This is a genomic window from Microbulbifer sp. CNSA002 (genome assembly GCF_047324085.1).
Classification (GTDB): Bacteria; Pseudomonadota; Gammaproteobacteria; order Pseudomonadales; family Cellvibrionaceae; genus Microbulbifer.
This window is the reverse complement of record NZ_CP172449.1, coordinates 4,504,959-4,531,345: the sequence shown is the minus strand read 5'-3', so window position 1 is coordinate 4,531,345 and position 26,387 is coordinate 4,504,959. Positions and strand designations below refer to the sequence as shown.

Sequence of the window (26,387 nt, the reverse complement as noted above, 5' to 3'; positions counted from 1 at the left end):
GAGAATAAATAGGCGGGCAGGTAATTCCTGCGGCAAAAATCGTCAGCTGGTGGCGGGTTGTTCAGCTTGCTGCATGTCGATATGAACAGATACAGAGGCCTGGCTTTCCAGCCAGTTGTCCATGCGCTCTTCAAGAATATTCAGTGGCAGTGCTCCAGATCCCAACAGAGCGTCATGGAAACTGCGAATGTCGAAATTGCTATCCAGGGTTTCCTCCGCCTCTTTGCGCAGCTCTTTAATTTTGAGCTGCCCTAACTTGTAGGCCAGGGCTTGGCCGGGCCAAATTAAGTAGCGGTCTATCTCGACGGTCACATCGTGGAGCGGTTTGGCGCTGTTCTCCATAAAGTATTCGATCGCTTCCTCGCGGCTCCAGCCCAGCTGATGCATACCGGTGTCCACTACCAAACGCACTGCACGCCACATATCGTAAGAGAGAGCACCGAACTCGCTGTAGGGATTTTTATACAGGCCCAGGTCGTAGCCAAGACTCTCGGAGTAAAGGCCCCACCCCTCTACAAATGCAGTGTAGAAAGTCATACGGCGCAGCGGGTGAATATCAGTTTGCTCTTGAGCCAGGGCAATTTGCAGGTGGTGACCCGGCATCGCCTCGTGCACTGTGAGCGCCTCCATTTCCCATTTCGGGCGGCTGGGCAGGTTGTAGGTATTGGCAAAGAAGATACCTGCACGGCCAGCTTCGTTGGAGCCGGGCAGATAATAAGCTGTGGTTTGGGATTGTTCGGAGTAGCTGGGTATCGGTTTCACACCGTAGGGCAGGCGTGGCAAGGTGCCGAACAGAGCGGGCAGCTCTGCATCAATGCGCTTGGCAATATCGCGGTAATCCCGCAGTAACCCCTCCCGGCTGGTGTGGTAAAAGCGCGGGTCGGTACGCAGAAACTCGGTGAATGCTTTGAAGTCTCCCTGGAAGCCAGTCTTCTGGATAACTCTATCCATCTCCCCGCGAATTCGCTTCACTTCCGCAAGCCCAATGCGGTGGATCTCCTCGGGGCTGAGGTCGGTGGTGGTATTCTCTTCCACTTTATGGGCGTACCAGCGCAGACCGTCAGGGCGGCTGGTTAAAGCCGTATCCACCTGGGCCTCGGGAATATATTTTCGCTCAACAAATTCAGCCATACCCTGCCAGGCCGGTACCAGTTGTTTACTGTAAATGGCATAGGCGCGTTGCTGCAGGCTTTTCCGCTTAGTTGCTGGAATGGCCTCAGGTATTTGATTAAATGCAGTCAGCAATGGACTGTGCTCCGGCGCGGCAGGTACCAGTGCGCGTATTTGACGCGGTAGGTCGCGCAGGGTGATTTGTGGTGGTGTGACTCCTTTGCGCAGACCCCGGCGCATCAGCCCCTGGGTTTGTTCAATCAGGATTGGCAACCTTTCCAGACGGCTGATTATTGTTTCGTAATCGGTTGCAGTGCGCTTGGGCATGCTGTTGATCACTTCCGGTATACTGCGTTGGATGCCGCTCATATGGGTAAGCGGTTGCAGGTGATCCGGGAACTGGAAGCCTTTTACTTCCCCCAACAAATCCTGGTAGAGCAGCTGGTAATCCAATTGCTGTTCGGCTGGCAGATCGCTTTGATCGATATTACGTGCAGCCCCTAAAAGGATTCTGGTCTGCTTTTGACGCAGTTCCACAGACTTAAGAGAGTTATCCACCCAGCGATGATTTTGCCCGGGATAGCCCTCGTAGGTTGCCTGGCTGGGATAACTCTCCATGATCCAGCGATAGCGTAAATCCTGCAGGGCGGTGAGGCGCTCGGAGGCGCTGCTCTCAGGAAGGGATTTGTAAGCTTTTCGGAAGGTGTCCTGGTCCATCGCTGAGGCATTGAGGCTCACAACAAGTCCCAGGGATGTAAATAGGGCTTTTCTGATAAACGACATAATCCCCTCAAGTGAAAACGTGTGGCCCCAATAGTGGCCGGGTTTAGTCAATGGGTGGTTTGTTACCACTGCCGGCAATTTATTGCCGGGCATTTGAAGAGCAGCCAGCCGCATTAGCTGGCTGCCAAAGGCGGGCTGGGTCAGTTGGCTGCCGCTGTGCGACTGCCAAACTCCTGGTGATTGATCAGTTGCAAGCGCCTGCGAATCTGTTCCTCAATACCGGAGGCATTGAGGCCGATGGCCGCCAGCAGGTCTTTGTGCTTGCCGTGCTCAATAATTTGATCTGGAAGCCCCAGTTGCAGCATCGGTACCGACCGCGCAGTGCTATTGAGGTATTCGAGTACGGCACTGCCAGCACCACCAGCAATGGTGTTCTCTTCGATGGTAACTAAGAGTTGGTGACTCTCGGCAAGTTCATCGATCAGTGTCTCGTCCAGGGGTTTTACCCAGCGCATATCGGCTACGGAGGCCCCCAGCTGCTCTGCAGCGGCCATAGCGGGGCCGAGTAAGGTTCCGAAGCTGAGGATGGCTACACCACTGCCCTGGCGCAACAGGCGCCCCTTGCCGATCGGTAGCTCTGTCATTTCCTTGTTGATGGCGGTACCCATACCGGTTCCGCGCGGATAGCGCACAGCAGTGGGGCCGTTGTGTTTGTAGGCGGTATAGAGCAGCTGGCGGCATTCGTTTTCGTCACTGGGCGCGGCGATAGCCAGGTAGGGCAGGCAGCGCATAAATGTGAGGTCAAAACTACCCGCGTGCGTGGGGCCGTCTTCGCCCACCAGGCCGGCGCGGTCGATGGCGAAAGTGACATCCAGGTTTTGGATTGCCACATCGTGCACCATTTGGTCGTAGCCGCGCTGTAAAAATGTCGAATAAATAGCAACTACCGGCTTCTGGTCTTCACAGGCGAGGCCCGCAGCGAGAGTGACGGCGTGCTGTTCGGCAATGGCTACGTCGTGGAAGCGGTCCGGGAAGCGCTTGGAGAACTCCACCATACCGGAGCCCTCACACATGGCCGGGGTAATAGCGACCAGGCGCTCGTCCTGTTCTGCGGCATCGCACAGCCACTGGCCAAAAATATCCTGGTACTTGGGCAGTTTCTTCTTGCCGGGTACGGCCACTTGCACCTTGGCTTCCGGCTCCAGCTTGTTCAGCGCGTGGTAGCCCACCGGGTCTTCTTCAGCGGGGCCGAAGCCTTTGCCCTTGGTGGTGGCAATATGCAGGAGTTGCGGGCCAGGCTGGCTGCGCAGGTTGCGCAGGGTGTGGACCAGGTCGTGCATGTTGTGGCCATCCAGGGGGCCCACGTAGTTAAAACCCAGTTCTTCGAACAGGGTACCCGGCGTGATCATGCCTTTGACATGCTCTTCGGTGCGTCGCGCCAATTGCCAGGCTTTGGGGATGGCAGACAGTATCTTACGGCTGCCCTCGCGCATGTTCAGGTAGGTTTTGCTGGCCAGGATTTTGGCGAAATAGGTAGCCAGGCCGCCGACATTTTTTGAGATAGACATACTGTTGTCATTGAGAACAACCAACATGTCCTTGCCGGTATGGGAGGCGTGGTTCAGGGCTTCGAAAGCCATTCCCGCCGTCATGGCGCCATCACCAATCACCGCCACTACCTTGCGATCGTCAGGGGAGCCCAGGGCCATACCCAGGGCGGCGCTGATCGAAGTGCTGGAGTGGCCGACTCCAAAGGTATCGTAGGGGCTCTCACTGCGCTTGGGGAAGCCGGACAGGCCCCCTTGCTGGCGCATGGACAGCATCTGTTCGCGGCGACCGGTGAGGATTTTATGGGGGTAGGTCTGGTGGCCCACATCCCAAACCAGCCGGTCCTCCGGGGTATTGAATATGTAATGCAGGGCGATGGTCAGTTCCACCACACCGAGACCGGCACCAAAGTGCCCGCCGGTCTGGCCGACACAATACAGCAGGTACTCGCGCAATTGGCTGGCGAGTTCCGGCAATTGGCGTTCATCGAGGGCGCGCAGCTGCGCCGGGTCGTCGATCGAGTCGAGAAGCGGTGTCTGCGGGCGTGTGCGTGGAATTTCTTCGAGCATCAAATGTATCAGTTGCAACAGATGGTGATATTGAGGGGGATTGTATGCCCGTGGCGGGCATATTGCATCCCAAACCCCACAGGCAAGGCTGTGACTTAGTGTCCGCGCTGCACGATATAGTCTGCGAGCTGCTGTAGTAGCAGGGTATCGCCATGGAGACTTTGCAGTGCCTGGGAGGCCTGGGCGTGCAGTTTTGCCAGCTTGTCCCGGGCGCCGTCGACGCCGAGCAGAGAGACATAAGTGGGTTTGTTGCGCAGGGCATCGGCGCCCTGGGTTTTGCCCAGAACCGCGGTTTCAGCAGTGATATCGAGAATATCGTCCTGGACCTGGAATGCCAGGCCAATAGCTTGGGCGTAGCGGGTAATAACCTCCAGCTCCCTCTCGCTGCCCCCCCCCAGCAGTGCGCCCATACGTGCGCTGGCACAAATCAGAGCTCCGGTCTTTAGGCGGTGCATGGGCTCCAGCTGATCCAGGGTGAGGGTTTGGTCAACGGAGTCCAGGTCGATAGCCTGGCCGGCGACCATACCTCGGGCCCCCGCCGCAGTGGCGAGCTCACGCATAAGTTGTAACTGCAATTGAGGGGCAAGCGGTTCTGCGAGAAGTAACTCGAAAGCTTGGGTTTGCAGTGCGTCGCCAGCGAGAATGGCTGTGGCTTCGTCATAGGCGATATGACAGGTGGGGCGACCTCGACGAAGGTCGTCGTCATCCATTGCCGGCAGGTCGTCATGGACCAGGGAGTAGGCGTGAATGCACTCTAGGGCTGCCGCTGTGCTATCGCAATAGGCCAGGTCAAAATCGACACCCCGAAAAACCTGGGCACAAGCGTAGACGAGAGCGGGGCGCAGGCGTTTGCCGGGGCCCAGTGCGGCATAGCGCATTGCTTCGAACAGCTTTTCTGAGCCGTCGATCGGGGTGTTGAGCGCCTGCTGGATTCGGCTTTCGACGCGTGTGGAGGAGGCCTGTAGAAAGGCTTTCAGCTCCTCTGGCAGGTTTGCGGAACTCACTTAAACTGGGTCCCCGGAGTTGTCGTCGGCATCAAAGGGGAGCTCGCGGATATTGCCGCTCTCTTCAATTAACAGCTTCACTTTCTGCTCGGCTTTGGCGAGCTTCTGTTGGCACTCCCGGGTGAGTTTCACTCCCTTTTCGAAATCAGCGAGAGCCTCCTCCAATGGGAGATCTCCGCCTTCGAGTCGCTCAACCAGCTGTTCCAACGCCTCGAGACTCTCTTCAAAAGTTGCTGTTTTTTTCTTTGCCGCCATAGCATCGCCTCTTAATTGCGGGGCAACCTTAGCGGCTGGCGCTGCGGGGGTCAATTCCATGGCCCCCTCATCCGGGAGCCTCTTCTCAGTGTCGTTTAGGCGTGCAATTCCTAGAGGCTCGACTCCCGGGATAAAAGATAGTGCGCCAGGGCTTTTTTCTGCACCGCAGTAAAGTTGTAGTTAGGCATTGGTGGTGTTGGGGCATCGAAGTAGTCAGCCAGGGTCTGCGCTGTGTATTTAGCGGACAGGTTGCGCAGGGGAAACTGGGCCTGATGGCAGTGGGCACAATCGTTAGACCGATAGAGCTGCGCGCCCAGTTGCACCACCTCGGCATCTATTGAAAGTGCGTTGGCCGTGGTTGTTTTTTGCAGTTGTGGCTGCTGTGTTGTCAATACAGCTTGGCGAGGGGCCCCTTGGCTCACACGATAAACTGCACCGGCGTAGTCATCGGAAATATAGATGTTGCCCAGTTTATCCTCGGCGATGGCGACAGGGCGGCCGTAAACCGTTTGGCGGTCATTACTGAGAAATCCCCACAGGAAATCCCTCTGTTGAATTTTCCCGTCGTCACTCCAGTGTAGGGAGACAACTTTATAGCCATCTTTCACGCTACGGTTCCACGAGCCGTGCAGGGCGACCAGCGCTGCATGGCGATAATCCTTAGGCTGTTCCACACTGCGCAAAAATTTAATCCCGAGTGGTGCGTTGTGAGCGCGAAATTCGTACACGGGAGGAATTGAGTCAGCAATCTTTTGCTGGATTTCAGGGCTTGCATCCACCCCAAGATCCGGATCGGGAACCCGGTCACCGTAGGCGTAGGGCCATCCGTAGAATTGGTCTTTGCGAATCAGGTTGAGCTCATCTGGCGGTAGGTTGTCGCCGAGCCAATCGCGGCCATTATCTGTTGCGTAAAGTCCGCCATCTTTTGGAGACCAATCGAACCCCACACTATTACGCAGGCCGGTGGCGTATATTTCAAAATTATCCCCGTTTAGTTTCATTCTCATGATGGTTGCGCGGCGAGGATCTTTTTCAATACAAACGTTGCAGCTGGAACCACTGCTGAGAAAAAGCCATCCATCGGGACTCATATCAATAGTTTTTGTCCAGTGTCCATTGTCCTCAAGGTTTTCAATAATTCTCTGGTAGCGTCCAGCCAGGCGCCCATCGGAATGATCAAAGGGAACCCGTCCAACTGCGTCACTTTCGGCAATATATAACCAACCGTCGTGTAGCAATAATCCGTGGGGCCGTTGAAGATTATCAATAAGAGTCTTTTGCCCGTCACTGCGGCCGTCGCCGTCTTTATCTTGTAATAAAAGTGAAACTTTGCCATGTTTAGGCTGAGAGACGATGATGTCTCCATTGCGGGTCACTGTGAGCCAGCGTGCGCCGGGAACATCCCCTGCAAATAACTGGACCGAGTATCCATCTGCTGCGGTCAGCCGGCCTGTCACTTCTTTTTCTGTTGTTTTGATACCACCGACCAGTTGGCGCCAAGGCACGCTGACGCTGGATTTAAAGGTGGCTAAGGCGGTAGAAAGCACCGCGCCGAGGGCGATAAAAAATATTAGCGTATATTTCAACGTTTTCTTCATGGTATCGATTGAACTTGAAATAAAGATGTTTATAGTTGCCGCGCTTATCTATTTACCCCTATAGTTAACACGGGATTAATTTCCTGTCTCCCCTCCCTTTTGTAACAGGTAGCTCAGTTTGTGAGATATCTCTTACACAAAATTCAGCAGATTTCCCCTACTTTTTTCTCCCTTGATGTCCATAATTAACTTGCAAGGACGCGAAAGGGACTGCACTACTGCGGCAATGGATAAATGGATTGCGCCGCTCGCCCTAGGGATATGGGCACCATCCTGTGAGACGCACCGCCCGGGCCGGATTGCCTGGGCGGTGTTTTACATTCTGCTTTAACCTGCCTGCAACGCTTTCCACAATTTACACCTTTCTTCTGTAATTTGCTGTTATTCCATCAGCGGTATGTCGCTGTCTGGAATTTGTAATAGTTATCCGCTTTAATGTTGATAGGCCGGCCAAATTACCCATGGGCCGGCGGAGGGTGGCGCATTCAGTAATCTACCAGCAGAAGTGCCCGTATTACCCAAGGCAAAACTACGCCTGTGGGCATCTGTATTTTCGTTGGTAAAAAAGCTTTCAGACTCCTCCACCTTGTCTGGGAGCAAGCTTTTACTTTCGAAGGTGGCAGTTTTTTCTAATGCTGCGAATTGCGCCAGCCTCTGTCATCGTCATCCAGTCCCTTCGATCTGTCACTCCAAAACTTCTTTTTTCTTCTTTATAAAAACCTTTGTGATTACACGGAAACAGTTCCGGGGCTGCCTTGTTCTATTCGACAGTGGGGAGGCGAGGTTATGCACGCGAGAATATTGCGTTTAAATCTGGCGGGACAACCGCTGGAGTGGCTGAGTTGGCAAGAGGCATCCTGTCTGTACGTGCGGGAGCTGGTTACGTGGTCGCTGGGAGGTGTTGTCCAGCGGGTGAGAGGAGGCTTTAATCGCAATGGCGATCGTTCCAGCCTTGATCTGGCCGCTATTATCGCCTGTGGCGGTGCACGTATGGCCCGTCCGCGCCGGCGCCCACCTCTAACAAATCGAGCACTGTTTTTTCGCGATTCCCATACTTGTCTTTATTGCGGTAATTTCTTTAAAAGTGTGGATTTGACACGGGACCATGTTATTCCTGTTTCCAAAGGCGGAGTTGATTCCTGGGAAAATGTGGTTGCGGCCTGCAGGCGCTGTAACCAGCATAAGGGCAATCAATTATTGGAAAATATCGACATGGAGCTGTTGGCCTTGCCCTTCTGCCCCAATGCAGCTGAATACCTTGCCCTGATTAACAGTGAGCGGATTCGCGGCGATCAGATGGAGTTTCTGCGCGGCCAGTTTTCACGGCGACGTCAACAGGGGTGGTTGTTGCACTAGCCCGTCGGATCGAAATGAGCAAAAAAGAAAAGGGGCCAATAAGCCCCTTTTAATTATGTCTTGTCGTTAGGTGAAGATACCGCAGAGCGGATCAGACCGGCCAGGTATTCGGTGAAATTGTGCCCGTGGTTTTCCATCATTTTGGGGAACATGGAGTTTGGGGTCATACCGGGAAAAGTATTGACCTCATTGAGGTAGAGTTCGCCGGTTTCTGTCAGGAAAAAGTCTATGCGGGACAAATCCTTCAGCTTTAGGGCCTTAAAAGTGCGCAGGGATACTTCGGCTATCCATTGAAGCTGTTCTTCGTGAAGATCAGCAGCTTCGATAAAGGTGACCGCGCGGCTGCCCTCGGCATACTTTTCCTTATAAGTGTAAAAAGTATCCGTTGGGGCGCGTACTTCTCCCGGGCGGGTTGCGATCACATCATCGTTGTAGTGGTAAACCGCAACTTCCAGCTCTCTGGCTTTCAATGCTTTTTCTATCAGCACATAAGGGGAGAGTTTAAAGGCATCCTCGATCGCGGCCTCTAACTCCTCTTTGTCACGGACCTTAAAGCAACCTACGGAAGATCCCTGATTGGAGGCTTTTACAAATACCTCGCCCCAGTTCTCCAGGGCATCGTGAGCTTTTTGTAGTTCCTCGACTTCAGTGCTGTGCAAAAACTCGTAAGGTGTGTTTTCAATACCCAGAGCGCTGAGCCACATCTTGGTTTTAATTTTGTTAAAGCAGATTTTGCTGGGCTCAGGTGCAGAGCCGAAATAGGGGATGCCGAACATATCCAGTTGCGACTGCAAATCGCCGGTTTCTCCCGGGTAACCGTGAATTGCAGGAATTACGTAGTCCACATCCCAGGAGTTACCTTCTTCATCGCGAATTTTGCGATCGTAAAAGATATGGTAAACCCGGCCCTGGCTGTCGGTAAGGCAGCCACTGCTATCCATTTCCACCCGCAATAGGGCGATGTCCTCTGCCGCTGACAACTTGTCCTCGATAAAATCAGCAGTTCTGAGGGATACGTCGTGCTCGCTGCCGCCACCGCCGCAGATAAGCAAGGTGTTAATCATAAAATTATTCCGTCGTAGTGCCTGCCGAAGGTGCGGTTAATACCTGTTCGCACTGTTGAGGCAAGGTCTTTGGTTTCGGCTTTTTCTGTTTCGGCTGGGGTTTAGTGCCATTGAGAATTGCATAGAAGTCATCGCTAAACCACCAATCCAGGTCACTGCCACAGGCTGCAGTGGTCACTGGTGCCTGGGGCTTACAGTTGGTGCTTCCCTCTGGGCAGGCCAGGCGCACATGAAAATGGTAATTGTGCCCCCACCAGGGGCGCACTTTGCGCAGCCACTCGTTATCTTCGCCGGATATTTCGCACAGGTGGCGCTTGATGGTCGGGTGTACAAAAATTCGTTCGACCCGCTGGTCCTCTGAGGCCAAGCGCAGGATTTTGGGAACCCGGTCGTCCCAGTTCTCAGGGATTAGGCGGTGTTTGCGCTCATCAGCTAAGGCAACAGCAGAAATATTATCACGCTCCCACGGGGTGAGGGGACGCTCTGCGGCTCGCCGATCCTGGGAATACCAGATGTCTACGTCCAGGCCAGTTTGGTGGCTGTTGTGCCCACCACTGCCGAAAGGGCCCCCTCGAGCCATAGACATGTCACCGATCTGGATTCTGCCCAGATCTTTCTGCGCCACGCTCTGGGAAAACTCCTTCAGGAAGTTAATGGTCTGGGGGTGGGCAAAATGTCGATCGCGGCCAGTCCTCACCAACTGATAGCCCTCTCCCCTCAATGGCAGGGTCTCCCCGCCACTTAGGCAGCCATTGGTGTAGGTGCCAATACTCGATGGTGTCTGTGCACTGGGCCCTTCGACCTTATCCCAGTCGTTGGCACTTGCGGCGCCGCTCGCCAGGGCCGAGGCGAGAATCAGGGTGTGGGTTAATTGCCGTAATAATCCCGCTTTAAAGGGGCTGACGGCCTCGGTAGTGGATACTGAATTTTGAGCTTTCGGGTGCATAGGTCCCTGGATACCAATAAGTCACAGTTGTCGGGCCACCTCAAGTGGCGCCCGACGAGTATAGACAGACAGAGTGCTAGCTCTGTGACGCAAGTATCTCTTTGCAGTTCCGTATCAGCTGCTCCATTTCCTCATCGGTGCCAATAGAGATACGCAAGTACTCACTGATCCGGGGCTTGTTGAAGTAACGTACGAGAATATTACGCTCCCGCAGTGCCAGATACAGGGCTTCTGCGCCGGGCTCCGGTGGTTTGGCCAGAAGGAAATTGGCTTGGGAGGGAATCACTTCGAACCCCAGGTCTGTAAGCGCCCGCTCACAGCGCTCGCGGGTGGCGATGACCTTGCCGCAATTGTCGCTGTGCCAGGCGGTATCGCGGATCGCTGCGGTGGCCACACGCTGTGCAATGGCATCAATGGGGTAGGAGTTAAAGGAGTTCTTGGCTCTTAGCAATCCTTCAATCAGGTGCTTCTGCCCCATGGCAAAGCCGAGGCGAAGCCCGGCGAGGGCATAGGACTTTGACAGTGTGTGTATCACCAACAGGTTGGGGTAGCGATCGATGAGTGTTGCTGCGCTCTCGCCGCCAAAATCGATATAGGCCTCATCAATAACCACCACTCTTTCAGGCTGTGAGCGCAAGAGCTGTTCAATCTGCTCTAGCGGCAGGTACCGTCCCGTGGGTGCATTGGGGTTGGGAATAATTACACCGGCTGCGGGAGCGGCATAGTCCTCAAGCTGGATAGAGAAATCACCGTGCAGGGGAACAGTGCGGCTTTTGATATTGAAGAGCTGGCAATAAACCGGGTAAAAACTGTAGGTGATATCCGGAAATAGCAGGGGCTCGCTGCGGCGGAAAAAACTGTAAAAACTCAGTGCCAGCACTTCATCGGAGCCATTGCCCACAAATACTTGCTCAGCAGAGAGATTGTGCTTATCGGCTATAGCGCGGCGCAATTCACAGGACTCAGGGTCGGGATAGCGGCGCAATGCATCGGCAAAGTCGTGTTGCTCCAAGAGCCTTAAAGCTTCGGGGGAGGCAGGGTAGGGGTTCTCATTGGTATTGAGCTTAATCAGGGTTTCACTCTTGGGCTGCTCCCCGGGTGTATAGGGTTCCAGCTGGTCGAGCCCTGGGCTCCAATAAATCTTGCTCATGATTCTACCTCTGCGGTACTACTTTGATTGTCGCTGGAGGAGTCTTCAGCGCCCTCTTTAGTTTCTTTTTTCTTGATGGGGATATCAAACAGATCGGCCGAATTTCCAATAAATTCCTGCATGGGAACAGGGTTACGGAATAGCATATTATCGTATTTCAGCTCTGTGGAGATCGGTGGAACCTCGCTGAATTCGTCCATGTTGTTAACGCTTTCAGCTAAGCCCAGGCCGAGGAATGCCAGTGGCAGTGTCAGTGCCACTGTCCAGCGCCAGCCTCTGGCGAGGTTGGTGGCCAGGTAGCAGGCGGACCAGAGCATTGCCGGTAATATGATGGCAAGTACCAGGAAGTCTAGGACCTGAATAGTAGTGCCGATGGCAAAATTGAAATTGATTAGCCCCCTCAGCCATTCCCAAAAGGTGTAAGTAAGTGCACCTATGGCGGCGATGGATAGATGGGTGAAAAAGTGCGTTTCATGCCTGACTACCCTGCCGATAAACGCCCAGACTCCGGCGTAAATCACCATGCCAATTATGGCCGTAGCAAGAATGTTGACGGCAATAGTCCATTGATAGTTACGGGCGTAACCGAGGTAGCTCATCAGTACGCTGGCGAAGCCAAAACACAACAGCAGCAGTATTGCTCCCAGGGGGTGGGACAAGCTGGAAAACAGGTTTTCCAGTGAATGGAGAGGGGTAGCTTCAGTTACCGGGTCATCCGTATGGAAAACCCGGAAGCGTGACTTCCCACACTGCAGCAAGTCACCGGAGGAGATCCTGTGTTGAGCGATGGTATCGGGTTTAACGGACTTGTCTTTCAGGTTTCCCAAAAGCTGGCAGCCGTTGATCGAATTGAGGTCGTGTAAGACGTACTGGCCGTCCTCTCCCCGCTTGATTTCGGCATGGTGGGCATCGGAGTGGATGTCCTCCAGAATTGCATCATTGTCGTAAGCGCGGCCCAGGGTAAATTTATCCCCGTCCATTCGGTAGCGCAGCTGCACCCGGTGGGCGCGATTGAGTTCTTCAATAATCAGGGCCATTGGATCTCGCTCGTAAACTTCTGGGTAAAGGCGTCGGCGGACTCCTGGGTAAAGCCGGACAAGGTAAAGTGGCTGACCAGTGCGCGATTTTTCTGATCCACACTTAGGCTCAGGAAGAAAATATCGTAGAGGTCTGGGAAGTCCTTGTAGCGCCTGACGCAGTAGCTGGTGCGCGCGATCAGGGGCTCGCGATTGCGATCCGGCTTGGACACCGAGGTTTCATTGCCGCGCTCCTGAGAGGTAAATCCTTGCTGGCAGCGGAAATTGGTTACATCTTCTTCTCCAGCGCTATTGCCTGGGTAAAAGGAGTCCATCTGCCCTTCGTACTCGGCATAAAAGCGCGCGGGCAGAAGATCCTCGGCCTGCAGCCAGAAAAATTCGTACTCTACTCGTCCGGTGTTGAAGTCGTCGGACAGGAAAATAACATCTTGTCCGGTGCAGCCTTTATCAATTCGCTTGATCGGGTTAGTTTCGCTCTCTTGGGTGTTTCCCCAGCATTTAATGGCTGGAATTATTTCACCGACAACCTGGGCCTCACCGAGGGCGCGACGCTGCCAGTCGGCCCTAAGTATTGAGTCGATAATTTTTTGCTGGTTATCCAAAAGCTGTTGATAAGTTACTTGCTTAAGGTTGAGAGTGCCGCCTTCGGCGCGGTAGTGCTTTAAAAGTGACGACAGCTTATCCACTGGCACCAGGAAGCTAACCTGGTTGCCCGCAGTTGCCACATTAATGCCCACTACCTGCCCCTGGGTATTGATCGCTGGCCCGCCGCTCATTCCCGGATTAATAGATCCGGCAAAGTGAATACGATCGTAGAAGCTACCGCCGGCAATACCGTTATAGGTTCCGGGAATCAAGGTCATGCCGAGGTCCAATGGGTTGCCCAGGGAGACAATGGTTTCCCCTTTTTTGGGGGTGTCTGTCGCCAATTCCAGGTATTCGTCTCCCGGTTTCTCCTGGCGCAGCAGCGCCAGGTCATTGACCACATCAATATCCAGTAGAGTTAATTTTCCCCGGGTGCCATTAACTGCAAGATATTCCAGGGAGTACTCGTCTGGCTCGCTAACCGCTTGTGCCACTACGTGGTAATTGGTGGCGATCAATCCATCGGGAGAGATTTGAAAGCCTGACCCCAGGCCGGCTTTTGAATTGGAGGATTTTTCGATAAGTCGAATTTGATAGAGGCTGCCGCGATAATCACTGTAGAGCTTTTCATAGCCTTGCGCCATTGCAACAGTGGATAAGCAGCACAGAATCCAGGCGAAGAGCCACGTGGAAAGTTTCGGCATTTTGAATTGATTAAATTGTGGACAGGAAGCGTGATACTACGGGATATAGGATAGTGCAACAAGCGCCCATCACCGGCGCTATCTACCGGTGATGGATTTGTTTTGGGTGGTTAGAGATAGTCCACAATTTTTGGCTGTGTCTCTATCACTTTCTGGTGCGACTCGAGATAAAAGCGACTGAAGAGTTTGTCGGCTTCTTCCGGGGCGATAAAGCCCTCGCTAAAACCAGGGCTAACAGGATCGAGATACAGGCGCGCGCAGTTGATCACATGGGCGGCCATCTGCGCCATATTTTCATCCCCAACAGAAATTCGGATAGTGGTTGGGAATATACCTGCCGCTTCCATCGCTTCAGGTGATAACTCTGAGTGAGATGTCAGGGCGGGGCACAGCACCATAGTATTTGTCTGGCCTAAGCTCACCATCTGCCCGAAAGCGGGCTCCAGCGCGTCAAAGAAACTTTTAAAGGCTTCGGTGGGAATTTGCGCAGCTTCCATGTCAATGCTGAATAATGGTGTGGGGAACTGGTAGCGCATCAGCGATTCTCGCAGCCCGGAATTGGGATGGGTTTCCACTGCATGGCTGTTGACACGGATCTTGCTGTGACTGGCGAAGAAATGGCTGAGGCTCAAAGTATTAATGCACTTGGTGAGCATGCGCATTTCCAGGGTGCGCATACCGCAATGCACTTCCCAGGCCTTGTCTGCATCCAGGAAAGCCCCTTTGATGTAATAAACATCCCAGAACATGCACTGATCCCAATTAAGGCCTTTTGCGCTGTCGCCTTTAGGGATAAACATGCGGTGGTTTTCGCCGATAACCACACCGGCAGTGGCGGCACCGGTGCCACCGATATCCTTGGTGTAGGAGTGAACAACAAAATCCGGTCTCTCTTCCCTATCTTTGCGGCGTAGTGGCTGATATAGGAAAGGGGTTGCCAAGGTGGCATCCAGGCTTACCAGGATATTTTCCCGGTGAGCGGTTTTACAAATAGCCGGTACATCCAGCATGATCCCGTGGGGATTGCATGGCGATTCAATATAGACATGTATTTTTGCTCCGGCACTGATTGCGTCTATATGTGTTTGCCGGGTATCAGCCAATAGCTTTTCAAACTCTTCACCGGTAGTGCCATCAAACCAGGCCAGATTGATAGACAGCTTATCTTTGCGCGCGTAGAAATCCTGTAATAGTTGGTGAGTGCCGCCATAGATATTCCTGGAAACAATTAAGATATCCCCGTGGCGCAATTGATTTGACAGGAGTGCATCGATTGCAGCCATACCGGAATTAAAATTCCAGGCCATATATTCACTGGCTTCAGGTCCGCATTCCAAATCCACAATAGCATTGGCCAGGGAAATGGAAGTGGGGTTGAGTAAACGTGAATAAATATCGTGGCTTGGCTCGCGCCCACGGAAAGCATCGTCCACCCACTCGGTGCAGGCATAAATGTAAGTTGCTGTGCGAGCAATTACCGGGGTTGCAGAAAAAATAGCGGGAATATTATCGAACAGGGGATAACCACCCCGTGTGGTGATATTAAAGTCGTCCCCCTGTAGGCTTTGAAAGCTAGCTCGCAATGGGTTTTGTAAGGTGTCCAATAATTTAGCCAGCTGGAAACTCATAAATCGCTTGGCATTGAAATAGGCAATCTTGTCAGACTTGTCTAAGCGTTGGAGTGTGTCCGTTACCTGGCTCCACAGCTGGCTTAGATTGCCCTGTGCCTGGTAGAGCAGGGTTGCGGTCTGTTCTAACAGTTTTCCATGTTCTGATTCACTATCAATACAAAAGTGCTGCAGTTGCTCTTTTGCCAGTTCATCAATATTTTTTGCCTCGGTGCTATTGCGGCGGGGAGAGAGAATTTTTACATCTTCTAGGTTCGCTTCCATTGTGTCCTCACTACGTGATGCTTTTTGTTATATGGCGACTCTAACAGTCCTGTGCGGCGTATAAAACACTTGGCGAGTAATTAGTGTGTAATTTGCTGTGTTTGGGCGTGATCGATCTGTAATTTGGAAATCTGTACAGTAGCTTCCAGTTGAGGGGGTCGGTGGCTGTGGTAATGGTTGCTTCGCCATGGAAAGGCAGCCCCCACAATTTTTCGAAAGGATTTAATTTCCTCGGTCCCTCAGGTGACGTGAGGAAATAAAGGGATTCAGCGCAAGCTGAACGGTCAAGCTGGAATCGACGGGTGTAGAGTCTTAGTCGATTCTCTTGGATGAGCTTGTCCGGGCATGGATGCCAAATTTTGCTCTTGATAGTGTTGTTGTAACCGTCGATGGTTGGGACCATCATTTCGGGCCGGCAGTTTTATTACTGCCGGCTTTTTTTTTAATTTGGACTCCATTTTGAGAGCTATTACCTATAAAGTATTTTCCATTCTTTAAGCCTATCGAGTAATACCCAATAATCTTTTGTGACGCAATTCAAGTTAGATTAAATTGGCGAATGGGATCATCGATTGATTTCAACAAGCTCCAAGAATAGTTTTATATTTATTTAAGAAACATGGCCTTATTTTGGTCTCGGCGCCACCATTGTGGAAAAGGAATAATCCTTCCGCTCTAACTTCTGCTTAAATTAAGCGCTTATTAAATATTTTTTTGGCGTATGATGACTTTTTGCGCTCTATGTCCCCCTTTTAAATATTTGGTGTGTGCTTCCCTGTAATGAGGCGTGATCGACCTGTAGTCCTTAAGTCTGTACATTCAGGCCCAGTTGAGGGAGTACAGGTGATTGTGGGAACAGTTACCTCGCCATGGAAGGGCAGCTCCCACAATAAAATTTCGGATGGATTTAATTCCCCTATCGCCCTCTGTGCGTTAGGGAGTAAAGGGATTCAGCGCAAGCTGAGCGGTCAAGCTGGAATCGGTAGGTGCAGAGCCTTGGTCGATTCAACTGGATATGCTTGTCCGGGCACGGATGCCGAATTTTGCTCTTGATAGTGTTGTTGTAACCGTCGATGGTTGGGACCATCATTTCGGGTCGGCAGTTTTATTACCGCCGGCTTTTTTTAGGGGATGAGCCGGTTGTGATGATACAGTCACGGACGTATTTTATATCAATTAAAATGTCCGTTGATGACACCAAATAACAATTTTTTTGGAGGGGGATGAATAATGGGCGAGTGTGATAAGAAGCTCCCATTGGACCTTGAGGTGCCTAAAGAGGGGATGACTTTAGATCTGGTTTTGCGGCCCCAGGAGCAGAAAAATAATGAGCCGGTATACTGGCCATTGCATATTGAAGGGACTCCTGGAGAAGAGTTTGGCAATATGCATTTCAAAATTCACCGGAAGGCTGAACTAATCTTGCGAGTAAAGCTGGATTTGTCAGATGTTCCTGGGCGTGAGCTTGAGTTTGTACGTTACCGCCAGGGTCATAAGCTGGACGGTCTCATTGCATTGACCCCGGATTTCCGTCACCAGTTCCGCGCTCGTGCACGTGAAGTGGATGGGGATTACACTCAGCTGATTATCCGCATCAAGGATAGAGCTGACATCCAGGATCGCTTTAATTTCCTGTGGATGTGTGTCGACCCTGAAACCGGTATGCATTTTGTATCGGGTGACCCCCAGGCGGTGGTTGACCCAATTCCAATTGGCGGTGGAGGCTCCTCCTCAGGTGGAAGTAATAGTGGTTCAGATGGCAGCACCTAATTGGGAAGGCATGCTAAATTAATTACTCTTTGAGATGCTTGGGGCTGGATGCACAGCTTTTGGAAGGGCGGTAGGCTAAACCATTCCGCACTCAGCCCCTGGTCTAATAATTGCTCGAGATAGTAGTTTGCAGATTGCCATTCTTCAGCCATGGCGTAAACTTGAGCAGCTGCATGTTTGACGTATGTGTCAGCAGAGGATTCTTGTAGTAGTTCATTTACGAGAGCAATTGATTCTGCAGTTTTGCCAAGATGTGCTAGGGCTATTGATCGGTACTGTTTAGTCCGTAAATCAGAGTTTTCAGCGGTAAGGTTTAAGACCTTCCTGTAGTATTCATTTGCTTCAACTTGATTCCCCAACATTAAATAAGTTTCTGCTATTTGATTCAGTACTACTATATTTTGGGGTGATTTTTCTAGTAGTTCAAAATAGACTTCCTGTGAGTCCCTATATTTTCCACGTAAAAATAATATTGTTCCCAGATTACTTTTTATTCCCCAGGTGCGGTGCTCTGGTGGAATGGTAGTAAGGATTTTCTCAGCCTGCTCAAAGTTTCCCATTTCCAGTTCGATTGCAGCTAAAACTGCATAGCCAGGCCAGTAGTCTGGTTCTCGATGAATAAGTTTTTGAGTAGTTTTCCTTGCTGAAGGATACTCCGCAGTGGCAAGTTGGTTTATTGCAACAAAGTAATAATTGATAGGGGAAGGATTAAGGGCCGTTGCCTGTAATGCGTAATTTAAGGCTTGTTCATAATCACCTTGCATATAGTTAAAATGAGAAAATTGGGTTAACAGGTGAGCGGAAGGGTAGCCTCGAGATTGGAGGCGCTGCAATGTTGTTTCAAATCCTTCTCTATCAGCCCCTACGGTTTTGATCATTAACTTTGCTTCTAATAAGGCTGTCTTATCGGCCCCAGAATCTTCTCCTGTCATCAAGATTGCAAGAGCAGAGGTAAGGACTCTACTTTTGTTTGTTTGTTGGAAGATTTTGGCTGCTGCTTCGGCATATGCCGTATACAGGTTTGTATTCCTTGGGTATTTACTGATAAGTAACTCTAAGCTTTCAAGTATCTCAACAGTTTCTAGTTCGCTGGGGGTTCCTAGTTTTGATAAGATTGCTAAGTAATTATCGTAGTCTAGAGATGTCATTCGAATTTGATTAGTTGACTTCTCTTGGTAGCTTTTGGAGAATAACTCTATAGCAGTATTTTCAATGGAGTATTGAGCTTCCTGCTGCTTGTTGATCAGAAAGACGAAGCTTTCCTGTTGCTTTACCTGGCTATTTGTAGGGCTAATTCGTTGGAGCTCGATATTGCAGCGGTTGTCTAGACATTCGAGTTGAGCAAATAGGGCATCGGTGATACCCCTACCACGCAAAGTCTCTAATTGTGTATCTATATTGGTATTTTTAGCGGGGTTATGGCTTACAAGCGCACTTGACTTCAGCTTATTTGGGGTGCTCATCAGGGCACGCCGGACCATTGTGGACACTAGTACTTCAGTTTCATTACCGCCTTTTAAGCTCCCATTGATTTGCACTGGTAGAACTGCAATATATTGCGCGGGCAGCTGCATTAGGGTGTGCCAAACCCAAAAGCCTGTACCACTGAGGGCGGCTAAGCCCGCTAATGCCCAGCCAATACGGCGACGCTGCTTTTTGGGTTTAATCAGTAACTGCGTAACCGTTTCCGAATACTGCTGAGTATCCTCGTCAATACCGTGTTTGTGCACCAGCTCTAGGGCCTCAAAAACCTGCTGTGCACTATCGGGGCGCTGCTCTGGCCGTTTCGCCAGTAAGCGGTCGAGTAGGGCGATTAGGGGTTTGGGGATCTCCGGCCAAGTCTTTTGAGGTGGGATATGGGGTTTGGTGGTAATTTGTTGGGCAAAGGCGAGTGCGCCCATCTCTCCGCGTTCAAAGGGTTTTTCGTTACAGAGCAACTCGTAGGCAATACTTCCAAGGCTAAATAGATCACTGCGAGCGTCCAATTTTGTACCCTGCAGTTGCTCCGGAGACATAGCCTGAACACTGCCAGCAATATGGTCTTCGCGGGTCAGCTGTTGATCACAGTCCAGGGCTTTGGCAATACCAAAGTCGGTAATCTTGGCGATGCCATCAATAGTGACGAGAATGTTCTCTGGTTTTAAGTCGCGATGGATGATTCCCAGGCAGTGTGCCTTCCCCAAGCCCTGGCAAATTTGCATCAACAAGTCTAGCTTTTCCGCTAGGGTTGGGGAGTTCTCCCGCATCCACTCCTTAAGTGTTACTCCCTCAACCAGTTCCATCACGAGGGCAATACTGTGCTTCTCTTCAAGTACATCGTATAAACGGACAATGTTGGGATGGTTGAGCCTCGCGAGAAGTTGGGCCTCACTGCGAAAGCGCGCTTCAGCGGAGTTGCCGGTTAAATCAGATCGGAGTTGCTTGATTGCAACTTTACGCCCCAGTTTGATATCTTCAGCGAGGTAAACGACCCCCATACCGCCGGCACCCAGGGTGCGTTCAACCCTGTAACGGCCTTGATATTCCTCGGTTTTTTCCAACGCAACTACGTCCATTGTATTGAATTCTTATCGGATGGATGGGGGATTTTACCTGATAGTACAATTTCGTGAAGGCATCTGTCGCCTCTTAAAGGGAAATGGTTCACGTTATTCCATTCTGTTTGACTTGCTTTTAACCTTTTAGCTGTCAATCCTGTCAGAACATAATGCTGGATAAGTGGCACGTAAATCATCAAAATTTGCCATAGTGCAAATAGATTGAAAGCCAATAGTTGTGAACCAGACTGGAGCCATACCTAACTCTAAAGTCTTTCTTATGTAGGCTTTAGCGGAAAGCATATCGCCGCTAGCCATGTAAACCTGGGCGCGGCTGTAATTGACAAATAGGCCGTCTGGAGCGGTGTTATCCATCTTTAATAGTGTCTCAATGGCTTGCTCACCCTGGCCCAGTTCAGAATAGGCCCTTGCCCGCAGTAACAATCCAAGCCAGTCCTCCTGCTCTTGTGCCAAGGTCAGAGCTCGCAAGGCAAACTCTTGTAACTGCAGCTGTCTATTTTCCAGGCGGGCAATTTCTGCCAGCAGCAGATATACGTGAGGATCGTTAGGGGCTCGTTCAGCAACATGGCTCAGGCAGTTTTTTGTATCCTGCAGCTGCTGTTCGATGTAATAGGACAAGCATAGGTTGAAGGTGTCCCGGTCCCCTAAATGCTCTAAGCCCACCTCACTAAGGAGCCGGATAGACTCTTTGGGGCGGCCTGAATCCAATTCATTGGCTGCAAGTAGGGAGATAGCATCAATATATTGATTGTTGAGACGGATAGCATGTAAAAGGTAAGGCCTCGCTTTTTCCATTTGCCCCATCAGGGTCAAGGTCAGAGCCTTTTGGCGAAGATAAAGGGGGCTGGTACGAATGTTAAGAGCTTGGTTAATGACTTCCAGCGCACGGCTGTAATTCCCCCCTCGCTGGTGGGCTTTCGCGCGCAGGAAGTAGTAGAGAGCCTGATCAGGTAGTTGCAGCTTTAGTTTTGCAAGTAAGGACTCTGTAAGCTCTGTATCTGCCAGGAAGATGGCAATACGCACCTTAGTAACCAACACCGTTGGGTGGTTGGAAATCTTTGCGGGTATGTTGTTGAGAAGCCCTTTGAGTCGGCCGCGTATTTTGGTATCCCGCGAGTGATATAGGTGGGTGGCTAGTAGATCTGCGAACAATTCATAATAGGAGGGGAAGTAGGGGTTCCTCTTTAGCAGAGCCTCAACTTTGGTAATTGCCCCGGCAACATTAGCTTCATTATTGCGCTGTTCGAATATCTCAAGGTATTGCTGGTAATCTTCATGGCTAAGGTTGAGCTGAGCTCCTTGGCTTTCTGTTGGGTAGTTGGGAAGTAGATAGTGCAGTTGCTGCAAGACACGTGCGCGGCTCTCCAGCGGTGCATCCAGATTCAGCATGGCGCTGCGGTTGGCGATTTCAGCAAACCCCTCGGCTTCTATCAGGGCAAATGAAGCTTCACAGGCGGTGGCCTCACAGTTCAGGGCAAATTGCAGCAGCAGCTGAGCGTTGAGCGCTTTTGCTTGCTCGCGCAAGGGCTTGCCTTTTAGTTGCTGGGATTCCGAATAGGGTACCAGTAGTAGCGCTGGTTGATCGGAAAGCCCCTGCTTGATGGAGCTGAGAAGGTTATTAGCCAGTAGCTTTTCCTCTCGGCTGCGCAGGTTTGATAAGTCAGGCTCAATAATCGCAATGTACTTTGCCGAGGGTTTTTTACTTCCCCATAGAGAAAGTTCAGGAAAAACAGCGGCGGTTAAGCCTAGTAACATCGCACCGGATGCCAGGAGAATGCCGGTTAGAAGTTTGTGTCCTTTGTTTTTACGTCGATGTTGTACATGAAAGTCTTCAGTGGTGATCGTGATGTCATGGTCATCGGCGGTTTCCTGGTCCGATATTAATTGACTCAGTATCACATCCAAATCGGTGGCTACAACGGCAGCACTGACAGGGCGTTTGTCCGGGTTTTTGGCCAGCAGCTTATCCAGTAATTTGCAAAGCGCCGTAGGAAGTCCGGGGTTTATGGCTCCTGCGGGTGGATGCGGGTTGTTGATGATTCGATCGATAATAACGTATGGGCTTCCATGCTTACCGAAGGGAGGCTGATCACAAAGTAAGTGGTAGGCGAGCATTCCCAGGGCAAATAAATCACAGCGGTTATCCAGCTTCTCACCGAGGGCCTGCTCCGGGGACATCGCGTACCAGCTGCCGGCGATATGCTGCTCGCGGGTAACTTCTTTCGTATCCTGCCAGCTCCGGGCAATTCCAAAATCAGCGATTTTTGCGATGTTATTGCTGTCAATAAGAATGTTGTCCGCTTTCAAGTCGCGGTGAATAATTCCAGCCGCATGGGCACGCGCAAGACCAGTAGTGATTTGCTTGAGTAGCTGGATTTTCTGGCGGAGGCTGGGGTTAAACTCCCGTGTCCAATAGGTGAGTGGGCGGCCATCAACATACTCCATAACCAGGGCTACATCGTTCTGTTCCTCCACAACATCATAAATTTGTACGATGTGGTTGTGGTTTAGTTGTGCGAGCAGTAATGCTTCCTGGCGAATTCGTTGTGAGGCAGATTCGTCTTCAGGGTTGTTGAGCAATCGCTTTATAGCGACCTCTCTGTTAAGTCGCTCATCTTTGGCGAGGTACACAACTCCCATTCCCCCGGCTCCAAGCTGCCTGATGATCTTGTACCGGCCGATATAAGAGGGTGGTTGCGCTGACATTGTAATTCTTGCCGAGGGATAAAGGATTCAGCTCCGCCACCCTGGCAAATAATTACTGAATAGGTAATGAAGGGGCCTAGCCTTAAGCCCCCTATCTGGAGATTAAGCTATACCGCTTCCGGCTCTGTTTTTGCCTCGAGTTGGTTGCCTTTATAAATTTCGAATTGTGGGCAACCAATACGGATTTCCCAGGATCGACGCTCTACCAGGCTCGAAGTATCTACTGCATCAGGTAGTGATTCAGAGATTTGTTTGCGGGCGCGGAAGATTTGGGTGTTCAAGTGGTTAACAGTGATACCCAGCTCGTGAGTGGCTACCTGAATAGAAACCCAGCCCTGGGAGTCAGTATCCATGCCGCTCTGCATATCTTTGTGGCGGGCACGAGCAAGGTACAACAAGAGGTAGTTGTGGATTCTTGCTGGTAAGGATTGCTTCATACCTTCCCGCTGCAGTTGTAACTGTACATGCTCTTCGTGGGAGCTCACAGAGAACTTCAGCTCAAAGTCGACAATAGACAGTTGTTGCAGAGACAACTCTTTCGTTGCCCCTTGGTTGTCCGCAAGAAAGAGCTGCCAGCTATGCAGGCCGCAATCGATACGATCGCCATGATTTATCAGGGTCTTATCGCCGTCTTCAGCGGATGGACCTGTGAACTCGTACAACCACTGCCCTGTTAAGGGGCTGTACTGAAGACTGGCGAGGGGCTCGTTCTCATCGGGCAGCAGGTGGTATTGTTCCAGCGGTTGTGCCTCGCCAGAGTGAATATCGATCAGCAAATTCTCGGGAGCATCGAGGTTTTCGACGATCCAAGCTGGGTTATTCGCCCGCCCAAAAGCGATCTTATCACCGGTCTGGAGTGGGTAGCTTTTAGCGGGTACCAACTGCTGGCCATTTAGCCAGGTGCCATTGCGACTCAGGTCGCGAATATTCCAATGTGTACCGGTCCACTGCACTGCTGCATGGATGCCTGATATTTCAGCACTTGTGATTCTTGTGTCTACTGCACCCTGCCGGCGCCCAATGGTGTGGTGTGCCATTAAGTAAACTGGTTGTTCCCTATCTGGATGCTGTAAGCAAGCCATATTCCTACCCTTCTGCCGTGGCCAACTCAAGTTGTGGCCTGATTGCGACAAAGTTCATTCATACTGGTGGATGCCCGCTGTGCTTGTCCTGCGAATACCTCAGCAGTACGGAGTCTTGGCTTACCATCTGCGGCGATTATTTCCCTTGAGCTGAGATACTACTTGTTGTGATGGGCGCTGCTCTGCGCCGCTGTCTCACTGCTAGTCTCGGAGAGGATTGCCCCAGTTCTGAATGATTTAGTCACTACGATTTTTGGAAATTGTTCTATTTTTGCGCTCCCTTGATAATTGTCTCTAGAGGAAGTGCAATAATTGTCAGTAATTGCTTCCATTTTCGCTGAAAAGTTGTGCCGCCGTCAAAAATCTTAAAGACCTTTTCGTACTTTTACTTGTGACTTGGTTAATGTTCTCCAAATACACGGCTGCACACTAGTTTAATGGATACTTGCCTGTATCTTTGTCGACCGGATCTTCTTTAATCGATGGCTACACAATATATTTCACAGTTGTGCGCCAGTGCTAGCGGCATTACTGCTAATTTGGTAAATGGATACCACTTTTACTGTTATTGAAAATAAGTCTCAATTGTAAAAGAGAATATATATTATTAACTGTTAAATTTGGCACTTTTGACGGCTTGTATGTCATTGTTGAAAAGGCTGATTTGAAGTAGCTGCTTTGGCGCGCTATTTATCAGATGCACTTAGGTGACACTTTGCAGCTAAAGAATGAAAATTTAGCGGTGGTGAAGCCCGAAGCTAAACGCTGGGGCACTCTGACGATATTTAACCTTTGGGCCAACGCTGCACAAAGTCTCGCTGGCTATACCCTGGCGGCAACCTTATTCCTCGGTCCCAATACGAATGCTTGGCTGGTTCTCGCTGGGATCGCTATTGCAGCAATTTTAATTATCATCTTGTTAAATTTAATCGGTGAACCGAGTGTTAAATGCGGTATACCGTTTCCCGTATTGGCCAGGGCGAGTATGGGGATCCGAGGTGCTAACGTCCCTGCGCTGCTTCGGGGGAGCGTGGCAATATTTTGGTACGGTGCGCAGACTTGGTTTGCTGCCCATGCCATGTCTTTATTACTGAGAGAGTGGTGGCCACAAGCTGTCGGAGGGCAGTGGCTGGCAATGGACCGGATCGATTGGGCTTCCCTCGTACTTGTCTCATTATTTCAAGCTCTTCTATTTTTCAAAGGTATCAATACGATCCGTTGGTTTATCAACCTGGCTGCACCCTGTGTCTATGGAGTGATGCTAGCGCTGTTGTGGATGCTAGTGGTTCGCAGTGACGGACAGTTTGCATTTGCTGTTGCTACTTTCTTTGATCGGTCTATAGCATCCTGGGGCGATGGCTTGGTCCAGCTCATCAAAGTCACAGGTACTATGTTGGCTCTCTATGCGCCGATAATCCTAAGTTATGGAGATTTTGCTCGCTTCTGTAAGAACGTGTCTGTTATGCGAAAGGGAAATTGGCTGGGAATCACTATAAACATGACTGGCTTTGCGATAATTGTTCTGTTCACCACTATCGCCGCCCAGTCAGTTTTCCACCAGAACTTGGCAAATCCCACTGATATTGTGCAGAAGCTTGGGAATCTGGAGCTGTCATTGATCGCCGCGGTTGTTTTTTTTACAGCAACGGCCGGTATCAATGTGGTGGCGAACTTTGTGGCTCCAGTTAACGATATTTCAAATCTTCTGCCAAAGTACCTGGGGTTTCGCAGGGCGGCATTGATAACGCTGTTTCTGGCCTTTCTGATTAGTGCTTTGTGGCCCGCTGTTATCAAACAAATCGGTTTAGTGGCGTTCGTAAACTGGGTGGGGGTTTTTCTGGCGCCTGCCTACGGTGTCATATTGTCTCACTACTACTTAATAGAGAAGCGCCAGATGGAGGTAGAGCAGTTGTATTGCAGCGATAGTGATGGGCGTTATTACTATTTCTGTGGCTGGAACCCGCGAGCACTGCTGACTTTATTGGGGACATGTATTGTCATCACAATGCTAGCTTTTTTCTTACCGAGAGGGTTGATGGCAGGCGTCGACTGGCTATTGGCTGCAGCTGCTGCTTGCGTTGTTTATTGGAGTGTTGCGAAGCGCAGTTAGGGGGGAGCCCGGAGGAATTTCCGGGCTCAGGGGGTGTACTTTTTTGTTGTTAGATACGGATACCTTCGATATCCAGGATCATCTCAACTTTCTGCGAGGCTGGGCCTAGGGATTTGATACCGAATTCTTTCAGCTCGAACTCAGTGGTTCCACTGAAGCCCTGGCGGTAGCCGCCCCAAGGGTCTTTACCGCCACCGATATTGGTAACGTCAATTGTGATTGGCTTAGTGATACCGCGGAGGGTCAGTTCGCCATTTAGACGGGCTTTGCCGTCTTCCAAAGGTTCAAAGCTAGTGCTCTTGAAAGTAGCAGTGGGGAATTTTGCGGTATCGAGGAAGTCATCACTGCGCAGGTGCTTGTCTCGCTCAGCGTGATTGCTGTTGAGGCTAGTTACATCGATGTCGACATTGATAGAAGATTTTTCTGGTTGCTTTTCATCGTAAAAGAAGGAGCCGTTGAAGTCATCGAAACGGCCGTACAGCCAGCTGTATCCAAGGTGCTTGATACGAAACTGCACAAAAGCGTGAGCCCCTTTGGTGTCGATTTTGTATTCCGCTGCTTGAGCTACAGTCCCCATCAGAGCTGCAATAAGAAATACAGAGAGCTTCTTCATGTCATTT

General features: G+C 51.0%; 18 protein-coding genes. 3 read left to right on the top strand and 15 right to left on the bottom strand.

Annotated elements, in window-relative coordinates; all coding sequences use genetic code 11:
- Positions 1-42: 42 nt before the first annotated feature.
- The 5 genes from ACG1BZ_RS20085 to ACG1BZ_RS20065 form a co-directional block, all read right to left on the bottom strand.
- Entirely contained in the window at positions 43-1,893 is a 1,851-nt protein-coding gene (locus tag ACG1BZ_RS20085) for a DUF885 domain-containing protein (protein WP_413663364.1), read from the bottom strand.
- Positions 1,894-2,033: 140 nt separating this feature from the next.
- The gene (gene dxs / locus ACG1BZ_RS20080) at positions 2,034-3,950 is read right to left on the bottom strand and encodes a 1-deoxy-D-xylulose-5-phosphate synthase (protein ID WP_413663363.1); all 1,917 of its coding nucleotides are present in this window, start codon (positions 3,948-3,950) and stop codon (positions 2,034-2,036) included.
- 95 nt (positions 3,951-4,045) lie between these two features.
- Positions 4,046-4,939 carry a polyprenyl synthetase family protein gene (locus tag ACG1BZ_RS20075; protein WP_413665892.1) on the bottom strand — a complete coding sequence of 298 codons (894 nt, stop codon included), beginning with the start codon at positions 4,937-4,939 and terminating at the stop codon, positions 4,046-4,048.
- 15 nt (positions 4,940-4,954) lie between these two features.
- Positions 4,955-5,269: an exodeoxyribonuclease VII small subunit gene (locus ACG1BZ_RS20070; RefSeq protein ID WP_413663362.1), complete on the bottom strand. Its 315-nt coding sequence runs from the start codon at positions 5,267-5,269 to the stop codon at positions 4,955-4,957.
- A gap of 50 nt (positions 5,270-5,319) precedes the next feature.
- The gene (locus ACG1BZ_RS20065; protein WP_413663361.1) at positions 5,320-6,807 is read right to left on the bottom strand and encodes a PQQ-dependent sugar dehydrogenase; all 1,488 of its coding nucleotides are present in this window, start codon (positions 6,805-6,807) and stop codon (positions 5,320-5,322) included.
- A gap of 786 nt (positions 6,808-7,593) precedes the next feature.
- Here ACG1BZ_RS20065 and ACG1BZ_RS20060 point away from each other — a divergent pair.
- The gene (locus ACG1BZ_RS20060) at positions 7,594-8,163 is read left to right on the top strand and encodes an HNH endonuclease (RefSeq protein ID WP_282931208.1); all 570 of its coding nucleotides are present in this window, start codon (positions 7,594-7,596) and stop codon (positions 8,161-8,163) included.
- 53 nt (positions 8,164-8,216) lie between these two features.
- Here the strand turns inward: ACG1BZ_RS20060 and ACG1BZ_RS20055 are convergent, their stop codons facing one another.
- From ACG1BZ_RS20055 to ACG1BZ_RS20030, 6 genes are all read right to left on the bottom strand, one after another.
- A complete protein-coding gene (locus ACG1BZ_RS20055) occupies positions 8,217-9,227 on the bottom strand; it encodes a D-alanine--D-alanine ligase (RefSeq protein WP_413663360.1) in 1,011 nt (336 codons plus the stop codon).
- A 4-nt stretch (positions 9,228-9,231) separates the two neighbouring features.
- Positions 9,232-10,173: a penicillin-insensitive murein endopeptidase gene (gene mepA / locus ACG1BZ_RS20050; protein WP_413663359.1), complete on the bottom strand. Its 942-nt coding sequence runs from the start codon at positions 10,171-10,173 to the stop codon at positions 9,232-9,234.
- 76 nt (positions 10,174-10,249) lie between these two features.
- Entirely contained in the window at positions 10,250-11,323 is a 1,074-nt protein-coding gene (gene hisC, locus ACG1BZ_RS20045; protein WP_413663358.1) for a histidinol-phosphate transaminase, read from the bottom strand.
- The gene (locus ACG1BZ_RS20040) at positions 11,320-12,360 is read right to left on the bottom strand and encodes an FHA domain-containing protein (protein WP_413663357.1); all 1,041 of its coding nucleotides are present in this window, start codon (positions 12,358-12,360) and stop codon (positions 11,320-11,322) included. Before ACG1BZ_RS20040 ends, hisC begins: the two co-directional genes overlap by 4 nt.
- A complete protein-coding gene (locus ACG1BZ_RS20035) occupies positions 12,351-13,649 on the bottom strand; it encodes a S1C family serine protease (RefSeq protein ID WP_413663356.1) in 1,299 nt (432 codons plus the stop codon). The genes ACG1BZ_RS20040 and ACG1BZ_RS20035 overlap by 10 nt, the downstream gene beginning before the upstream one ends.
- Before the next feature lie 110 nt (positions 13,650-13,759).
- Complete coding sequence (locus ACG1BZ_RS20030) at positions 13,760-15,541, bottom strand: trans-sulfuration enzyme family protein (protein ID WP_413663355.1); 1,782 nt, start codon at positions 15,539-15,541, stop codon at positions 13,760-13,762.
- Between the two features lie 1,230 nt (positions 15,542-16,771).
- Between ACG1BZ_RS20030 and ACG1BZ_RS20025 the strand changes: the two genes are divergently transcribed.
- A complete protein-coding gene (locus tag ACG1BZ_RS20025; RefSeq protein WP_413663354.1) occupies positions 16,772-17,311 on the top strand; it encodes a hypothetical protein in 540 nt (179 codons plus the stop codon).
- Here ACG1BZ_RS20025 and ACG1BZ_RS20020 read toward each other — a convergent pair.
- The 3 genes from ACG1BZ_RS20020 to ACG1BZ_RS20010 form a co-directional block, all read right to left on the bottom strand.
- Complete coding sequence (locus ACG1BZ_RS20020; protein WP_413663353.1) at positions 17,308-19,866, bottom strand: protein kinase domain-containing protein; 2,559 nt, start codon at positions 19,864-19,866, stop codon at positions 17,308-17,310. The genes ACG1BZ_RS20025 and ACG1BZ_RS20020 overlap by 4 nt on opposite strands.
- Positions 19,867-19,992: 126 nt before the next feature.
- Entirely contained in the window at positions 19,993-22,575 is a 2,583-nt protein-coding gene (locus tag ACG1BZ_RS20015) for a protein kinase domain-containing protein (RefSeq protein WP_413663352.1), read from the bottom strand.
- 107 nt (positions 22,576-22,682) lie between these two features.
- Positions 22,683-23,657: an FHA domain-containing protein gene (locus ACG1BZ_RS20010; protein WP_413663351.1), complete on the bottom strand. Its 975-nt coding sequence runs from the start codon at positions 23,655-23,657 to the stop codon at positions 22,683-22,685.
- 715 nt (positions 23,658-24,372) lie between these two features.
- On the opposite strand from ACG1BZ_RS20010, the gene ACG1BZ_RS20005 reads away from it, so the two are divergent.
- A complete protein-coding gene (locus tag ACG1BZ_RS20005; protein WP_413663350.1) occupies positions 24,373-25,767 on the top strand; it encodes a cytosine permease in 1,395 nt (464 codons plus the stop codon).
- A gap of 49 nt (positions 25,768-25,816) precedes the next feature.
- Here ACG1BZ_RS20005 and ACG1BZ_RS20000 read toward each other — a convergent pair whose 3' ends face one another.
- Complete coding sequence (locus ACG1BZ_RS20000; RefSeq protein ID WP_108734532.1) at positions 25,817-26,380, bottom strand: YceI family protein; 564 nt, start codon at positions 26,378-26,380, stop codon at positions 25,817-25,819.
- Positions 26,381-26,387: the final 7 nt, after the last annotated feature.

Excerpts from the sequence above, each read along its gene's own strand:
- ACG1BZ_RS20085 (WP_413663364.1), bottom strand. The coding sequence starts at position 1,893 with ATGTCGTTTATCAGAAAAGCCCTATTTACATCCCTGGGACTTGTTGTG.
- dxs (WP_413663363.1), bottom strand. The coding sequence starts at position 3,950 with ATGCTCGAAGAAATTCCACGCACACGCCCGCAGACACCGCTTCTCGAC.
- ACG1BZ_RS20070 (WP_413663362.1), bottom strand. The coding sequence starts at position 5,269 with ATGGAATTGACCCCCGCAGCGCCAGCCGCTAAGGTTGCCCCGCAATTA.
- ACG1BZ_RS20065 (WP_413663361.1), bottom strand. The coding sequence starts at position 6,807 with ATGAAGAAAACGTTGAAATATACGCTAATATTTTTTATCGCCCTCGGC.
- ACG1BZ_RS20060 (WP_282931208.1), top strand. The coding sequence starts at position 7,594 with ATGCACGCGAGAATATTGCGTTTAAATCTGGCGGGACAACCGCTGGAG.
- ACG1BZ_RS20055 (WP_413663360.1), bottom strand. The coding sequence starts at position 9,227 with ATGATTAACACCTTGCTTATCTGCGGCGGTGGCGGCAGCGAGCACGAC.
- mepA (WP_413663359.1), bottom strand. The coding sequence starts at position 10,173 with ATGCACCCGAAAGCTCAAAATTCAGTATCCACTACCGAGGCCGTCAGC.
- hisC (WP_413663358.1), bottom strand. The coding sequence starts at position 11,323 with ATGAGCAAGATTTATTGGAGCCCAGGGCTCGACCAGCTGGAACCCTAT.
- ACG1BZ_RS20040 (WP_413663357.1), bottom strand. The coding sequence starts at position 12,360 with ATGGCCCTGATTATTGAAGAACTCAATCGCGCCCACCGGGTGCAGCTG.
- ACG1BZ_RS20035 (WP_413663356.1), bottom strand. The coding sequence starts at position 13,649 with ATGCCGAAACTTTCCACGTGGCTCTTCGCCTGGATTCTGTGCTGCTTA.
- ACG1BZ_RS20030 (WP_413663355.1), bottom strand. The coding sequence starts at position 15,541 with ATGGAAGCGAACCTAGAAGATGTAAAAATTCTCTCTCCCCGCCGCAAT.
- ACG1BZ_RS20025 (WP_413663354.1), top strand. The coding sequence starts at position 16,772 with ATGGGCGAGTGTGATAAGAAGCTCCCATTGGACCTTGAGGTGCCTAAA.
- ACG1BZ_RS20020 (WP_413663353.1), bottom strand. The coding sequence starts at position 19,866 with ATGGACGTAGTTGCGTTGGAAAAAACCGAGGAATATCAAGGCCGTTAC.
- ACG1BZ_RS20015 (WP_413663352.1), bottom strand. The coding sequence starts at position 22,575 with ATGTCAGCGCAACCACCCTCTTATATCGGCCGGTACAAGATCATCAGG.
- ACG1BZ_RS20010 (WP_413663351.1), bottom strand. The coding sequence starts at position 23,657 with ATGGCTTGCTTACAGCATCCAGATAGGGAACAACCAGTTTACTTAATG.
- ACG1BZ_RS20000 (WP_108734532.1), bottom strand. The coding sequence starts at position 26,380 with ATGAAGAAGCTCTCTGTATTTCTTATTGCAGCTCTGATGGGGACTGTA.